This window comes from Streptomyces sp. NBC_00076 (assembly GCF_045041235.1).
GTDB lineage: Bacteria > Actinomycetota > Actinomycetes > Streptomycetales > Streptomycetaceae > Streptomyces.
Window position 1 is genome coordinate 555,808 of sequence record NZ_CP108242.1, and the last position, 15,247, is coordinate 571,054.

At 69.9% G+C, this 15,247-nt stretch carries 15 protein-coding genes and 1 pseudogene; 8 read left to right on the forward strand and 8 right to left on the reverse strand.

Translation table 11 applies throughout. The features are described 5' to 3' along the window. Positions 1-12: 12 nt before the first annotated feature. A complete protein-coding gene (locus tag OHA64_RS02795) occupies positions 13-1,158 on the forward strand; it encodes an endonuclease/exonuclease/phosphatase family protein (RefSeq protein ID WP_405607260.1) in 1,146 nt (381 codons plus the stop codon). Positions 1,159-1,194: 36 nt separating this feature from the next. Here the strand turns inward: OHA64_RS02795 and OHA64_RS02800 are convergent, their stop codons facing one another. From OHA64_RS02800 to OHA64_RS02810, 3 genes are read right to left on the reverse strand one after another with little or no spacing between them, the layout of a single operon-like run. Continuing rightward, positions 1,195-1,896 carry a 3-oxoacid CoA-transferase subunit B gene (locus OHA64_RS02800; RefSeq protein ID WP_405607262.1) on the reverse strand — a complete coding sequence of 234 codons (702 nt, stop codon included), beginning with the start codon at positions 1,894-1,896 and terminating at the stop codon, positions 1,195-1,197. Next, positions 1,893-2,588, reverse strand: a complete 696-nt coding sequence (locus OHA64_RS02805) for a 3-oxoacid CoA-transferase subunit A (protein WP_405607265.1) — start codon at positions 2,586-2,588, stop codon at positions 1,893-1,895. The genes OHA64_RS02800 and OHA64_RS02805 overlap by 4 nt, the downstream gene beginning before the upstream one ends. Further along, a complete protein-coding gene (locus OHA64_RS02810) occupies positions 2,585-3,790 on the reverse strand; it encodes a thiolase family protein (RefSeq protein WP_405607267.1) in 1,206 nt (401 codons plus the stop codon). The genes OHA64_RS02805 and OHA64_RS02810 overlap by 4 nt, the downstream gene beginning before the upstream one ends. A 71-nt stretch (positions 3,791-3,861) precedes the next feature. Between OHA64_RS02810 and OHA64_RS02815 the strand changes: the two genes are divergently transcribed. Both OHA64_RS02815 and OHA64_RS02820 read left to right on the forward strand, forming a co-directional pair. Beyond that, on the forward strand, positions 3,862-4,743 hold the full coding sequence (locus OHA64_RS02815) for a LysR substrate-binding domain-containing protein (RefSeq protein ID WP_405607269.1): 882 nt from the start codon (positions 3,862-3,864) through the stop codon (positions 4,741-4,743). Positions 4,744-4,851: 108 nt separating this feature from the next. Beyond that, complete coding sequence (locus tag OHA64_RS02820; protein WP_405607271.1) at positions 4,852-4,992, forward strand: hypothetical protein; 141 nt, start codon at positions 4,852-4,854, stop codon at positions 4,990-4,992. 123 nt (positions 4,993-5,115) lie between these two features. On the opposite strand, the gene OHA64_RS02825 is transcribed toward OHA64_RS02820, so the two are convergent. The 4 genes from OHA64_RS02825 to OHA64_RS02840 all read right to left on the reverse strand — a co-directional run bounded on the left by OHA64_RS02825 (position 5,116) and on the right by OHA64_RS02840 (position 9,470). After that, entirely contained in the window at positions 5,116-5,958 is an 843-nt protein-coding gene (locus OHA64_RS02825; RefSeq protein ID WP_405607274.1) for a carbohydrate ABC transporter permease, read from the reverse strand. Between the two features lie 3 nt (positions 5,959-5,961). Next, positions 5,962-6,969, reverse strand: coding sequence for a carbohydrate ABC transporter permease (locus OHA64_RS02830; RefSeq protein WP_405607277.1), 1,008 nt, complete (start codon positions 6,967-6,969; stop codon positions 5,962-5,964). 59 nt (positions 6,970-7,028) lie between these two features. After that, positions 7,029-8,369 carry an ABC transporter substrate-binding protein gene (locus OHA64_RS02835; RefSeq protein WP_405607280.1) on the reverse strand — a complete coding sequence of 447 codons (1,341 nt, stop codon included), beginning with the start codon at positions 8,367-8,369 and terminating at the stop codon, positions 7,029-7,031. A gap of 78 nt (positions 8,370-8,447) precedes the next feature. Beyond that, a complete protein-coding gene (locus tag OHA64_RS02840) occupies positions 8,448-9,470 on the reverse strand; it encodes a LacI family DNA-binding transcriptional regulator (protein WP_405607283.1) in 1,023 nt (340 codons plus the stop codon). Positions 9,471-9,650: 180 nt separating this feature from the next. On the opposite strand from OHA64_RS02840, the gene OHA64_RS02845 reads away from it, so the two are divergent. From OHA64_RS02845 to OHA64_RS02865, 5 genes are all read left to right on the forward strand, one after another. Continuing rightward, positions 9,651-11,000, forward strand: a complete 1,350-nt coding sequence (locus OHA64_RS02845; protein WP_405607286.1) for a mucin-1 — start codon at positions 9,651-9,653, stop codon at positions 10,998-11,000. 55 nt (positions 11,001-11,055) lie between these two features. Then, positions 11,056-12,258 carry a glycoside hydrolase family 1 protein gene (locus OHA64_RS02850; RefSeq protein WP_405607289.1) on the forward strand — a complete coding sequence of 401 codons (1,203 nt, stop codon included), beginning with the start codon at positions 11,056-11,058 and terminating at the stop codon, positions 12,256-12,258. Between the two features lie 144 nt (positions 12,259-12,402). Then, complete coding sequence (locus OHA64_RS02855) at positions 12,403-12,633, forward strand: hypothetical protein (protein ID WP_405607292.1); 231 nt, start codon at positions 12,403-12,405, stop codon at positions 12,631-12,633. A 12-nt stretch (positions 12,634-12,645) separates the two neighbouring features. Beyond that, entirely contained in the window at positions 12,646-13,176 is a 531-nt protein-coding gene (locus tag OHA64_RS02860; RefSeq protein ID WP_405607295.1) for an ABC transporter permease, read from the forward strand. A gap of 504 nt (positions 13,177-13,680) precedes the next feature. Beyond that, positions 13,681-14,046 carry a CAP domain-containing protein gene (locus tag OHA64_RS02865; protein WP_405623827.1) on the forward strand — a complete coding sequence of 122 codons (366 nt, stop codon included), beginning with the start codon at positions 13,681-13,683 and terminating at the stop codon, positions 14,044-14,046. A 296-nt stretch (positions 14,047-14,342) separates the two neighbouring features. Here the strand turns inward: OHA64_RS02865 and OHA64_RS02870 are convergent. After that, positions 14,343-14,660 (reverse strand): annotated as a pseudogene (locus tag OHA64_RS02870) (terpene synthase family protein); the annotation flags it as partial. Positions 14,661-15,247 lie beyond the last annotated feature (587 nt).

Here is a 15,247-nt window from a genome sequence, read left to right on the forward strand (position 1 = left end):
GAGGATTCAGCTGTGACCGGCAATGAGCGAGGACAGACAACGGCGCAGGTGGTCACAGCAGAGACCGGACAGGGCGGCACCGGCCGCCGGGACTCCGGCTCCGGTGCCCGGCCCGCGGGCATCAGCCGAGATACCGGCGAAGGCACCTGGCGTACGCGCATCCGCCGGGCGATCCGCGCCGGCTCCCGGCCGGGGCCCTGGAAGCGCGGCCTGGTGCTCGCGGCGCTGGCGCTGCTGCTCGGGCTGCTCATGCTGCTGCACGCGGAGATCCCGAACCGGATCGGGGGTCTCGGCAGCCTGGTGGAGACCTTCCTTCCGTGGTTCGGACTGTTCATCCCGCTGCTGCTGGCCGGGGCTCTGTGGCGCCGCTCCGCCTCCGCGGTGACCGCACTGCTGCTGCCGGCCGTGGTGTGGATGAACCTCTTCGGCGGGCTGCTCGGCGACAAGTCCCACTCGGGCAGCGACCTCACCGTGGCCAGCCACAACGTCGGCGCCGACAACCCCGACCCGGTCGGCACCGCCCGCGACCTGGCCGCCTCCGGTGCGAACGTACTGGCACTTGAGGAACTGACCCAGCAGGCCAGGGGCACGTACGAGAAGGAGCTGGTGAAGGCGTACCCGTACCACACCGTCCAGGGCACGGTCGGACTGTGGAGCAAGCTGCCGCTGACGGACACCCGGCCGGTCGACACCAAGATGGACTACGGGCCGCTGGCGGACACCAAGCCGGTCGACACCAAGATGGCCTACAACCGTGCGCTGCGCACCACGGTGGCCACGCGGCACGGGCCGCTGGCGGTCTATGTGGCCCACCTGGGGTCCGTACGCGTGAATCCCAGGGCGGGCTTCTGGACGGACTCGCGGGACAGGAACGCGCAGGCGCTCGGTGAGGCCATCGCCGCCGAGCAGAACGAGCGGGTGGTGCTGCTCGGCGACCTGAACGGCACCACGGACGATCGGGCGCTCTCCGACATCACCTCGCAGCTGGACTCGGTCCAGGACGCGGCCGGGAACGGCTTCGGCTTCACCTGGCCGGCGAAGTTCCCGGTGGCGCGGATCGACCAGATCCTGGTCCGCGGCGTGAGGCCGGAGAGCTCGTGGTCGCTGCCGGCCACGGGCAGTGACCACCTGCCGGTGGCGGCCGGAATCAGGTGGTGAACACCGCAGGAAGGCGACGTGGGCGGGCAGGACGTGTCACACGCTCCTGGACAGCGTGATACCGAGTCGCTCCGCCAGTTCGTCGGCGCTGATGCCGTACGTCTCGCGGATCCGTACGCCGTCGGGGCCGACGTCGAAGACGCCGCAGTCCGTGTAGACGCGGCTGACGCAGCCGATGCCGGTGAGCGGGTAGGTGCACTGCGGTACGAGCTTGGGCTCACCGGAGCGGGTGAAGAGCGTCATCATCACGTAGACGTCCTTGGCGCCGATGGCCAGGTCCATGGCGCCGCCGACAGCGGGGATGTCATCAGGTTTGCCCGTCAGCCAGTTGGCGAGGTCGCCGTCGAAGGCGACCTGGTAGGCCCCGAGGACGCAGACATCGAGGTGCCCGCCGCGCATCATCGCGAAGGAGTCGGCGTGGTGGAAGTACGCCGCCCCCGGCAGCTCGGTCACCGGGACCTTGCCGGCGTTGGTCAGGTCGGGGTCTACCGCGTCACCCTCGGCCTTGGGGCCCATGTTGAGCATGCCGTTCTCGGTGTGCAGCACCACCCCGGAGTCGGCCGGCAGGTGGTCGGCGATCTTGGTGGGCTGGCCGATACCGAGGTTGACGAAGGCGTCGGCCGGGATGTCGCGTGCGATGACGGCCGCCAGCTCGTCCATCGAGAGCCGGTGGTCGGTGCTCCTCGGCACCCCGGCGTCCGCCTGGCCGCTCGGCGTGGTGGTCGACGTGGTGGTCATCGTGCCCCCTGAACGGTGTACTGACGGGCCTTCACCTGGACGACCCGGTCGACGTAGATGGACGGAGTGACGATGGCCTCGGGGTCCAGCTTCCCGGGCTCGACGACCTCGCCGACCTGGACGATGGTCGTCGTCGCGGCCGTGGCCATGACCGGTCCGAAGTTACGGGCCGTCTTTCGGTAGACGAGGTTGCCCATCGCATCCGCGACGTGCGCGCCGATCAACGCGTAGTCGCCCCTGATGGGGTACTCGAGCAGGTACTTCCGGCCGTCGATCTCACGCTCCTCCTTGCCCTCGGCCAGCGGGGTGCCGACCGCGGTCGGGCAGTAGAAGGCGCCGATGCCGGCACCGGCCGCGCGCATCCGCTCGGCGAGGTTGCCCTGCGGCACCACCTCGAGCTCGATCTTCCCCTCGCGGTAGAGGCCGTCGAAGACCCAGGAGTCGGCCTGGCGCGGAAAGGAGCAGAGCACCTTGCGCACCCGGCCGGCGGCCAGCAGCGCGGCCAGTCCGACGTCGCCGTTGCCGGCGTTGTTGGACACGATCGTGAGGTCCTTCGCGCCCTGCCGGATGAGCGCGTCGATCAGATCGAACGGCATTCCCGCCAGGCCGAAGCCGCCGACGAGAACGGTGGAGCCGTCCTCGATACCGGCGACCGCCGCATCCGCGCTCTCGACGATCTCCGCCCGGCTCACTGGGCCGCCCCCGTGGCGTCGCAGTTCTCGAGTACGACGGCCAGTCCCTGACCGACCCCGATGCAGATCGCGGCGACACCGTAGCGCTGCCCCGTCTCGCGCAGCACCTTGGCCAGCGTGGCGAGGATGCGTCCGCCCGAGGCGCCCAGCGGGTGCCCGATCGCGATGGCGCCGCCCTTCTGGTTGACGATGGCGGGGTCGACCTTCCACGCGTCGAGGCAGGCGAGCGACTGCACGGCGAACGCCTCGTTGAGCTCGACCGCGCCCACCTGGTCCCAGCCGATCCCGGCCCGGGCCAGCGCACGGTTCGCGGCCTCGACCGGGGCGTAGCCGAAGGCCTGCGGCTCCAGCGCCATCACGCCGCGTCCTGCGATGCGGGCGATCGGGTCGGTCCCGATCGTTTCCCCGGCACTCTCGCTGCCCAGCAGCACCGCGGAGGCGCCGTCGTTGAGCGGGCTTGCGTTGCCCGCGGTGATAGTGCCGCCCTGGTCCGGGGTACGGAAGACCGGCTTGAGTCCGGCCAGCACCTTGGGCGTGGATCCGGCTCGGATGCTCTCGTCACGGGTCAGGTCGACGCCCTCGACCGGTACCACCAGCCCGTCGTAGAAGCCCGACTCCCATGCCTCGTGGGCGAGTTGATGGGAGCGGGCGGCGAACTCGTCCTGCTGCTCGCGGGAGATCCCGAAGCGCTCCTGGAGCTGCTCGTTGGCCTCTCCGAGGCTGACCGTCCACTCCTTCGGCATGCGCGGGTTGACCAGCCGCCAGCCGAGCGTGGTGGAGACCGCGGTGACGTCGCCGGCCGGGAACGGTTTCGCCGACTTGGGCAGCACCCAGGGCGCACGGGTCATCGACTCCACGCCGCCGGTAAGCACCACCTCGGCATCGCCGGACTCGATGGTCCGGCTGGCCGTCATCGCGGCATCGAGGCTGGAGCCACAGAGCCGGTTGACCGTGGTACCGGGCACGCTCACCGGAAGCCTGGCGAGCAGCGCCGCCATGCGTCCGACGTTGCGGTTCTCCTCGCCGGCACCGTTGGCGTTGCCCCACACCACGTCGTCGATCGCGGCGGGGTCGAGGCCCGGCACCCTGGCGAGCGTCGAGGTGATCGCGGCAGCGGCGAGGTCGTCGGGGCGGACGCCGGCCAGCGCGCCGTTGAAACGGCCGAACGGCGTCCGCGTCGCGGCGTAGATGAATGCACTCATGGAAGTGACGCTAACCCCGGGCCGCGATATTCTGAAGTACGCATATCCGAGCCAATTGATACGGACGACATATGGATCTGCGTCACCTGCGGTACTTCGTGGCGGTGGCCGAGGAGCGCCACTTCGGTCGCGCCGCCGAACGGCTCCACATGGCCCAGCCGCCGCTCTCCACGCAGATCCGCCAACTCGAGGCCGAACTCGGCGTCGAACTGCTCCACCGCACCACACGCCGCGTCGACCTCACCGACGCCGGCCGGGCCTACCTCGAGCGGGCGCGCGCGATCCTCGCCGACGTCGACGAGGCCGCCCATCACGCACGGCTCGTCGCCGCCGGCTCGGTGGGCCACCTCGCGATCGGGTGCGTGGGATCGGCGACGTACAGCCTCCTGCCCGCGCTCTCGCGGCGGCTCACGGAGGAGCTTCCCGGCGTCGACTTCTCCTTCCGCGGCGAGATGCTCGCGCCCGACCAGGTGGAGGCGCTGCGCACCGGAGCGATCGACATCGCGCTGCTGCGCCCTGTGGCGGCCGATCTCTCCCTCACCGTGCACACCCTGCGCCGGGACCGGCTCGTCGTCGCCGTACCGGTCGGCCACCCCCTCGCCCGCCGGAAACGGCTGCGGGCAGCGGACCTGGCCGGTGCCGACCTGATCGTGCACTCCGCCGACCGCCGGTCGGTGATGTACGACGTCGTGCTGGGCCTCCTGCGCGGCGCCGGTGTCGAGCCGCACATCCGCCACGAGGTCGGCGAGACCTCGACGCTTGTCACGCTCGTGGCCGGCGGCCTCGGCGTGGCAGTCGTGCCCGAGCCCGTGACCGCGCTGGCGCTGGACGGCGTCGCCTACCTACCGCTGGCCGGGGCCGGCGCGCGCGTGGAGCTGGCCGTCGCCCACCGCGCCGAACGCTCCGAGCCGCACCTGGCGCGCACCGTGGGAATCATCCGGGCGATGTTCTGAGACACCCACCGACGCCGGACGAAGCAGCCCTCCCGGGACGGCGCAACAAGCCTGCCTGGTGACTCGGCGGCGTTCGCCAGGTCTGCCCCCCCACCTGGTTCAGGCGCTGTGTCAGCTACGTGGGCCGACGGCATGTTCGCCGACCTCGCCGCAAAGACCGGGCCGGAGCACTGGGCCGCGGACGGCGTCCACCCGACGCCGGCCGGTCACGCCGCACTCGCGGAGGCCTGGCTGCGCCTGGTCGCGTGACCGGGTCTCGCGACGGAGGACGCCGGCACAAGACCGGGATACGCAGGAGACCGCGCGCCCGGAGAAGCGGCGCCTCGCCCTGGACACCTCGACGAACTGGCCGGGCGGGGCGCCCCGGTGCGTTCAGCCCTTGACTGCGGAGCTGGCGACGCCCTGGACGAACCAGCGCTGGAAGAAGGCGAAGACCACCAGGACGGGCAGGACCAGGAGGACACCGAAGGCCAGGATCTGGCCCCAGTCGGGGGGTTGCTGGCCCTGGAAGACGCTCATCTCCAGCGGCAGCGGGCGGACCGACGGGTCGGAGACCATCAGCACCGGCCACAGGAACGAGCCCCACTGGATGAGGAAGGTCAGGATCGCCACGGAGGCGAAGGCCGGCTTCGACATCGGCACGACGATCGCGAAAAAGGTGCGCCAGGGGCCCGCGCCGTCGATGCGGGCGGCTTCCTCGATGCTCGGCGGGATCGAGCGGAAGAAGGTGTGGAACTGGTAGACCGAGAAGGCGTTGGCGATGAACGGGAGCGCCAGGATGTAGAGGGTGTTGCGCTGGTCGTTGAACATGTAGAAGAGCGGCACGGCCACCGACTCGAACGGGACCAGCATCATCAGCAGGATGAGCGTGAAGACGGCTTCCCGGCCACGCCACTTCAGCCGGGAAAGGCCGTACGCCGCCATCGAGTTGACGAACAGGCCGCCCGTGACGACGACGAACGCCAGCAGCAGCGAGACGCCCATGAAGCGCCAGAAGTAGCCGGTGCTGTCGGAGTTGAGGCTGCTGAGGACGGCGGAGTAGTTGTCGAAGGAGAGGTTGGTCGGGAGGAAACCGGAGAGGCCGTCCAGGACCTCGTCGGACGGCTTGAGGCTGCCCAGGAACAGGTAGAGCACGGGCAGCACGAAGATGAAGGCCAGCACGCTGAGTACGGCGTAGTCCAGGAAGCGGCGCAGGGGCGTAGGGGTGGTGCCCATGGGTCAGTCCTCGTTTTCGGGCCGGACGACGCGGCGCTGGATGAGCGTCAGGACGACGACGATCAGGAAGAAGACGACGGTGATCGCGGACGCCTGGCCGATGTTGTTCTGGTCGAAGGCGGTGGTGACGGCCTGGTACATCACGGTGCGGGTGGCGTCCTCGTCCAGGCCGCCGCCGCGGACCAGGACGTAGACCTGGTCGAAGACCCGGAAGGAGAGCACCGAGGTGAGCATCACGACGAAGACGAGGGTGCCGCGGATGCCGGGCAGGGTGACGTGGCGGAACTGCTGCCAGCGTGAGGCCCGGTCCAGCTCGGCCGCCTCGTAGAGTTCGCCCGGGATCTGCTGAAGGCCGGCGAGGAGGATGACCATCTGGAAGCCGACGCCCTGCCAGATGGACAGCACGATGATCGAGGCCATGGCGGTGGCGGAGTCGCCGAGCCAGTCGAAGGCGCCCCAGTTGCCGAAACTCACGGCGTGGAGTGCGGAGTTGAGCATGCCCTGGTCGCTGCGGGCGAGGATGAGGCGCCAGATCACGGCGACCAGCGCCATCGGGAAGACGACCGGCATGAAGAACAGGGACCGGAACAGGCCGATGGCCTTGAGCTTGCGGTTGAGCAGGATGGCCAGCCCGAGTGCCAGGGCCGTCTGCACGGGGACGACGACTACGGCGAAGGTCAGGTTGTTCAGCAGGGCCCGCAGGAACGGGCCGGACAGGTCGGGGTCGGTGAACAGCCGCCGGTACTGCTCCAGGCCGAAGAAGGACGGTGCCAGTGGGGAGCCGAGGCGGACGTTGTAGAAGGAGAGCACCACGGCGTACCCGAACGGCACACCGACGAAGGCGATGAGTCCGACGACGGCCGGGGCGGACATGAGCAGACCGTGCAGCCAGTCACGGTTGTTGCGGCCCGGCCGCACCGGTCGCGTCGATGGCGCGGGATTCACGGAGGTCTTGGATGGGGCCGGCTCCGGGCCGGCGGGCGCGGCGGGCGCGGGTTCCACGGATGTCACGGGAGGGTCCTGTTCCCGGCGGGGCGGGCACGGCAACCGCGCCCGCCCCGCCGACGGTCCTACGGGATCTTGTAGCCGGCGTTGTCGGAGTAGTCCTGGTCGATGGCGCGGGTGGCCTTTTCCAGGGCGCTCTTGGGGTCGGCGCCGCCGTAGATGGAGTTCAGGGCCTCGCCGAACTTCGCGGTGATGGTGGGGTATCCGGCGGTCACCGGGCGGGTGACGGCGACGCAGGACTTGGTGATGTCGCTGTCGCCGCAGGGCTTGGCGAGCTGGTCGGCGAAGAGTTGGAGCGGGCCGCCCTGCTTGTAGAGGCTGCTCTTGGCGAGCGCGGTCTTGGTGGCGGGCACCGCCCCGTTGGCGGTGGTCATGGCGGTGACGTTGGTGTCGTCCAGGAGGGTGTCCAGGAACGTGCCGGCTGCCTTGGCGTTCTTGGTGTCGGCGCCGATGCCCCAGGCCCAGGAGCCCTGGCCGGTCTTGGGGCCGTTGCCGAAGTCGGGCAGCGGCAGGACGACGAGGTCGTCGCCGAGAGCCTTGCTGTAGGCGGGGTACATCCAGTGGCCGACCCAGCTCAGGGCGACGCGCCCCTTGGCGAAGGCGTTGCCGTCGGTGTTGGGGTCGACGTAGGTCTTCCAGGACTGGAAGGTCTTCAGTGCCGAGACCACGGCCGGGGTGTCGAGGGCGCCTTCCGCCTTGCCGTCCTTGAGGAGGGAGCCTCCCGCGGACCAGACGATCGGGGCGAAGCCGTAGGTGCCCCACTCGTTGGCGTAGCCGGCGGTCTCCTGGAGGTCGAGGGGTTTGCCGTCGGAGTCCTTGGCCTTCAATGCCTTGAGCGCGGCGGTGAACTGAGCTGCCGTCCAGTCGTCGGACAGGCTGGTCGGGTATTTCACCCCGGCCGCGTCGAGCAGCTTCTTGTTGCCGTAGATCCCGAGCCCGGAGTCGTACATGCCCAGGCCGTAGTGCTTGCCGTCGATCTCGCCCTGCGCCTTGCTCGCGTCGGTGGCGTTGCCCAGGGTCTTGGCGGAGACGTACGTGTCGATCGGCGCGAGCTTCTTGTTGTAGACGAAGTTCGCCATGGTCGGACCGTCGAACTCCATCACGTCCGGCAACTCGGAGGCGTCGGTGGCCGTGATGGTCTTGGTGTAGTCGGTGTCGGGTATCAGCTTCAGGTCGACCTTGACCTTGTTCTGCGAGGAGTTGAAGGACTTCACCGCGTTCTGCAGCGCACTGGTCTCGTTCTTCTGACCTTGATGGGCCCAGACACTGATGGTGCCCTTGCCGCTGCCGGCCTCGGCGGAGGCATCACTACCGCCGCCCGAGCCGCAGGCGGCCAGCGCCACCAGGGGGACCAGGGCCAGGCCCGTACGGGCGGTGCGGCGGTACTTTCTGCTGGGTGAGCTCATGGCTGTGCCTCCGTGCTGTGGCGAGGGTTCAACGTGCTGACGTGCTGTCCGGGCGTGGGGGGGGGCTGGGTCCGGGTGTTACTGCGGTCCGCGCGGGCGCGGCGGGGCGGTGGTCTCGCGCAGGACGAGGCGGATGGGCATCTGCACCTGCTCGGCGGGTGGTTCGGCGTCGGGCTCGTCCAGCTGACGCAGCAGCAGCCGGGCGGCTTCGGCGCCCTGCTCGGCGACCGGCTGGGCGACCGTGGTCAGGCCGACCACGTCGGCCAGTTCGTGGTCGTCGAAGCCGATCACGGACACGTCGTCCGGCACCCTCAGGCGGTGGCGGCGCAGGGCGCGCAGGGCGCCCATCGCCATCTCGTCGGACTGCGCGAACACGGCGGTCGGCGGGCGGGAGGCGGCCAGCAGTTCGGTCATCGCCCGCTCGCCGCCCTCGACGGTGTAGTCACCGTCCGCCTCGAGGGCCGCGTCGTGCTCTATCCCGGCGTCGGCCAGGACGTCCAGGTAGGCGTTGCGGCGCTCGATGGGGGTGGTCCAGTGCTGGGGTCCGCTGGACCCGCTGATCATGCCGATGCGGCGGTGGCCGAGGTTCACCAGATGCCGTACCGCGCTCTCGGTGCCGGCCCGGTCGTCGATGCCGACGACCGTGAAGCCGGGCCGGGCGCCGCCGACCGTGGTGGCCAGCGGCACCCCCAGGGAGCGCAGTGCGGCCGACTCCTCCTCGTCGGGGATGAGCAGCGACAGCACCGCGTCCACTCTCTTGCGGACCGGCAGCCTGGTGAAGAAACGCTTGCGTGTCTCCGGCGAGCCCAGGTTGTACAGCAGGACGTCGTACCCGGCGGCACTGAACTCCCGCTCGGCGGCGTCCAGTACGGTGCCGAAGAACCAGCGGCCCACATACGGGACCACGACCCCGATGGTGAAGGTGCGGCCGCTGGCCAGGCTGGAGGCGGAACGCGAGGCGGTGTAGCCGAGTTGGGCGGCGATGGCCGCGATCTGCGCCCGCACCTCCTGCGACACCCCCGGCCGGCCGCGCAGCGCGCGGGAGACGGTGGACGGCGAGACTCCGGCGGCGCGGGCGACATCGGTGATGCTGGCCGTCACGGCGCATTCCTCCCGTTGGGTTCACGTCGGCGTGATCTGTGGGTGACGTGACCGTAAACCCGCCCACCTTGTTGCGCAAGCGTTTGCGTTCATATTTACTTAGGCCGGTCCTCAGGAGACCTTTTTGTTATCAGGCATCAGCGCATACGTTTGGGCGCTGCGGAGCGACAGGAACTGTGCATGCGATACGCCCCGCCCGGCCTGTGCGTGAACGACTTCGCGCTCCTGCAAGACGAGGACGGCACCTACGCGGTGCTGCATCTGCAGGGGCCCTGGACAGCGGAGTTCGACCATCTGCGGATGGAGACGTCCTACGGCCGGGCCACCTCCGCCGACCTGGTCCGCTGGGAACCGCAGGGCACGGCCTTCGGCAACGGGCTGCCCGGCCGGTTCGACCAGCAGGCGGTGTGGACCATGCACCCCATCCGGCACGGTGACGGAATGGCGATGTTCTACACGGGGGTGATCGGACTGACGCCGGCCGGCTGGCCGCTCCAGTCGGTCGGGCTGGCGTACTCGGACCGCACCGACGGCACCGGCTGGCGACGTCACGGGACCGTGCCGGTCGTCGAGGCGGACCCGCGGTGGTACCGCACCGGTGAACGCATGGGCTGGCGCGACCCGTTCGTCGTACGCGACGACGCGTCGGACGGCTGGGTCATGGCCGTCTGCGCCAGCGACGCCTCCCTCCCGGTGGAGGTCAGCGGCTGTGTCGCGCTGGCCACCTCCGACGACCTGGAGCACTGGACCGTCCACCCGCCACTCCTCTCCCCCGGCGACGTCGACGAGTTGGAGTGCCCGGTCCTGGAACGCCTCGACGACGGAAGCTGGCTACTGCTCGGCTCCATCGGCGCCACCCGTGGCTTCGAGGCTTGGACCGCCCCGAGCCTGCGCGGGCCCTGGACCCGCCGGGGCCCCCTCGGTCCGACCGGTTCCTACGCCCCGCGTGTCATTGCCGCGCCCGACGGGTCCCGCGTCGTGCTGCACACCACCCCCCGCCGGGTCGGCCTCACCGACACCGGCGACCGCTGCCGCGGCATGCTCGCCCAGCCGAAACTCCTGGTCACATCCGAGGATGCGGCGCCCCGCCTGGAGTGGTGGCCCGGTCTGGACGCCTGGCTCGGCGAGGAGACGGACCGCCCCGCCCTGCACGCGGTCGGCGACATCGGCATATCCGGACCCGTCGAGATCACCCTGCGCACCGACACCACGGACAGCGACGCCCCCGCCCTCGCGGTGGGCTGCGACGGCAAGAACCTGTGGGTCACCGGCCCCGGAGGCATCTTGCTCGGCGAAACCGTCCTGACGGACCCTGCCGTCTCGCTGCGCATCCTCACCATCGGCGAGTACGTCGAGGTCTACGCCGACGGCGTGTTCGCCCTCACCACCTTGTGCTACTCCGGTCATCCCGTACCGTGGACGGCCGTCGCCGAAGGACGCGAACGCACCATTCCCGTCCGCCCGATCCGGCTGCCCGACCCCCACCGCGACGACGCCTCGGCCCTCTGGCCCGGCCCTTCAACTCCCTGACGGGAGAGCAAAAGCCCGCTGACCGACACACCGCACGCCCCTGAAAGGTCCAGCCATGAACGTCACCGCCGACGGTCTCCGCTTCCCCGACGGCTTCCTGTGGGGCGCCTCCACCGCCGCCCACCAGATCGAGGGCAACAACGTCAACAGCGACTGGTGGCACATGGAACACAGCGGCGGCTCCATCGCCGAGCCCAGCGGCGACGCGGCCGACAGCTACCACCGGTGGCGCGAGGACATGGACCTGCTCGCCCAACTCGGCTTCACCGACTACCGCTTCAGCATCGAATGGGCCCGCATCGAACCGGCACCCGGCCATTTCTCCCGGGCCGAGATCGCCCACTACCGGCGCATGGTCGACGGCGCCATCGAACGCGGCCTGCGTCCGATGGTCACCCTGCACCACTTCACCGTCCCGCGCTGGTTCGCCGAACGCGGGGGCTGGACCGCGGACGGCGCCGCCGAACTGTTCGAGCGGTACGTGCGGGCGACCGCGCCGATCATCGCCACCGGCGTACGGCACGTGTGCACCATCAACGAACCCAACATGATCGCGGTCTTCGGCGCGATCCGCGAACTGGGCGCTGAAGCACCTCCCACGGCGGGACTCGTACTGCCCGACAAGGCCACCACCGACGCCCTGATCCAGGCCCACCGCCGCGCCACAGCCGCCGTCAAGGCGATCTCCGCCGACATCCAGGTCGGCTGGTCCATCGCCAACCAGGTCTACCAGGCCCAGCCCGGCGCCGAAGCAGCCACCGCCGCCTACAGCCACCCCCGCGAGGACGTCTTCATCGAAGCCGCCCGCGACGACGACTGGATCGGCGTCCAGTCCTACACCCGTACCAGGATCACCACCGACGGCCCCATTCCCGCGCCCGACGACGCCGAACGCACCCTCACCGGCTGGGAGTACTACCCCCAAGCCCTCGGATACGCCCTCCGCCACACCGCCGCGATCGTCGGCGACGTCCCCCTGATCGTCACCGAGAACGGCATCGCCACCGGCGACGACAGCCGCCGCATCAACTACACCACCGGAGCACTCCAGGAAGTCTCCGCGGCCCTGGAGGACGGCCTCCACGTACACGGCTACCTCCACTGGAGCGCACTCGACAACTACGAATGGGGCTCCTACAAACCCACCTTCGGCCTCATCTCCGTCGCCCCCGACACTTTCGAACGCACCCCCAAACCGTCCGCCACCTGGCTCGGCGGCCTCGCCCGGACCGGCGTACTACCCCGAGCCACCTCCTGATCGCGCGGGTCAGTCCTGAACCCTGCCGCGATGTGGCGGCGGCGTTCATGTACCTGGTGGAGACGGCGACGGCGGCAGAGGCACACGCTCGGCAACAGGCCGCCCCCCCCCCAGAGCCTCCCTCTTCGCCTGGGACGCCCGCCCGTGAGCCGCGTCCCAATGGCCGACCGGCTGCCGTTCTCCCCCACGGTCACCGGTGCGACCGTCATGCGTGTGCTGCACCAGATCTCCCGCGACCGGGGCAGCGCCGCGCTGCTTCTGGGCATCCCCTGCATGCTGATGGTGCTGCTCACCCTGATGTTCCACAGCTCAGATGCGACGTTCCAACACGTCGGCCCCCAGGTCTTCGGCATCTTCCCGGTCATCGTGATGTAACTGGTGGCGTCCATGTCCACCCTGCGCGAACGCACCACCGGCACGGCCGAACGGCTGCTGTCCATGCGGGTCCGCCGGCTCGACATCGTGCTCGGCTTCAGCATCGCGTTCGCGTCCCTCGCCCTCCCGCAGGCGGTACTTTCCACCCTCCTGCCTCCTGCCTCCTGTCCTCGGGCCACTCGGCCTGGACATCAAGTGGCCCGCCTACCTGCTGATGGTGATCGCCATGGTCGGCGCATTGCTGGCCTCGCCCTGGGGCTGCTGGTGAGCGCCTTCGCCCGCAACGAGTTTCAGGCGGTGCGGTTCCTGCCGACGCCGGTCCTGCCACAGTTCCTGGTGCGCGGACTGTTCGTGCCCCGGGACCAGATGCAGGGAGCCCTGTCGGGCGCGGCCAAGGTCATGCCGATGACGTACACCGTCCAGACCGCCGGAGAGGCCGCCACCCACTCCGGCGTCACCGCTCTGGGCGTCCGCGACGCCGTACTGACCCTGGTCTGCGTGATCGTGGTGCTCGTTGCCGGCGCCGCCACACTCAAGCGTTGACCCCTACGAAACGCGGACGACGGCTTCCTCCCTCGGTACCGCGGGAGGAAGCCGTCCGGGGCGGGCCGGGTCACGGCCTGGACGGTCCATGCCGACGCGGACGCGGCGGTGGCGGCAGTCCCCGCCATCACGGCGAGCGTGGTGAGCGAGACCGCGACGAAACGGCGAACTTGCAATGACATGAAAAGCCTCTTGGATAACGGGAAAAGCCATACGGAGCGGATATTTTCACCCTACTGACCTCCCGGTGCATTCCGGATCGGGAAATACCGCGCTCCCTCGAAGGGACAGAAAAGAGAAAGTGCGAAAAGCGTGAACACTCCTTTCCGGACAACCCTCTTGGCCGCATGTGCCGTCCTCGTGGCACTGCTGACCTGTGCGTCGGCGGACTGCGCGGAGCCACCGGTGCCCGCGCCGCCGGCCTACCGGCCCCCTCTCTGGCCGGTGCAGCATTCCGGGCCGTGGCCGGCCTCAGCCGACCGGAAGGCCGCTCCGGCGGCCGGCGTGGCCGCCGAACTCAACCGGCGCCGAACCAAAGCAGGATGCCACCGGGTGCAGCTGCGGGTGCCACTCACGCGGGCCGCCCAGGCGCACAGCGCCGACATGGCCCGCACCAGGCACCTCGGCCACACCGGAACCGACGGCAGCAGCCCGCAGGAGCGGATGCGAGCCGCCGGCTACCGGCCCCGTCGCTCGGGTGAGGTCGTCGCGGCCGATACGGACACCGCGAGCGCCACCGTGAAGATGTGGATGAAGAGCCCGCCTCACCGGCACATCATCCTCACCTGCCGCTACACCGACGCGGGCATCGGCAGGGCGGACGGCCCCGGCGGTCCCTGGTGGACGGTGGATCTGGCTGCGCGCCGGTGAGGCTCAGCCGAGGTCCGCATCCCACCACCAGGCGATCGAGGGCGCGCTCTCCACCGGGCCGGGCCGCAGGTCAGACGGCTCCTCCGCCCAGGCCAGCGGCATGTCTTCCGGCTCGTCCGGCCAGTGCCCGAGGCTGAGACAGCGCGGAACTCTGAGGCCTCACTCGTTGTTGCCGCGTGCGCCGTGACGCAGTCCTTGCAGATAGGTCGCCAGGTCCGCACCGGCCCTCGGGCGCACGCGGTCGTGCAGTTCCACGAAGCGCCGCAGGATGCGGTCGCGCAGCTTGTGGCCTCGACGACGGCTTCCTGCATGGAGAGGGAACGCCCGGCCGTCAGCACCGTGTAGACGTTCTGGTCGGCCTGGCCCCGGCTCAGTTCCTTGTGCAGAGAGTGCCGGTCGTTGTCGAGGGCGGCCACCATGATCGCCATCTCGGTCAGCGCCAGCACCGCCGGTCGGTGCGGCTCCGCGTCGGGCACCTCCGCTCCGGTGGCCAGTTCCAGGAGGGCGAACGTCGGATGGCCGCCCGATGACTGAAGCCGCATCGCCAAGAACTCGTCCAGTGAAGGCATACGGCCCGCTGCCCGGTTGCCGATCTGCCGGGCGACCCCGGACAGCCAGGGCTTTGAACTGTGCGGGACGGCCGCTCAGCGGTCCGCTGTCACAGCGTGCGTCGTCGAACGCGAAGCCCCAGTACACCCACAACGCCGCCGCCGGTAGCCGGTCGTCGTCGGCCACCGGAGCGAACCGGGCGAAGAAGTCGGCGCTGTGTGTACAGGGAACGGCCACGATCATGTGGGACGGCGTGCGGTGAGTCCACGCGGCATGCCCGTGAGCCCACGTCATCAACCGAAAGAATCGCGCAGCGCCCGCCGTTGACCGCGCACCCGTCTACTACTCCTCAGAAAACACTTCCCACGCGTCTGTGGCCGAGCATCAAGCGCCTCGTTGAAGCCAATATGCGATTCCCAACCTTCCAGCGCGCCACTGTCCTGCTGATGGTCCTTGCAGCCCTCCAGAGCGGCGCGTCTGCCATGGCCGACAGGAAAGGCGGCCAGTCCCAAGAGCGACCCGCAGCGACCCGCACATGCGGGACTGAAGGATGCCGACCCAGTCCGCACTCGGGATACCCGGTACCGGTGTGGGACCGGCTCCCCTGCCTGGCCGGCCCGGTGCTCGCCGCCGTACCCGCGCCCCGTACCGC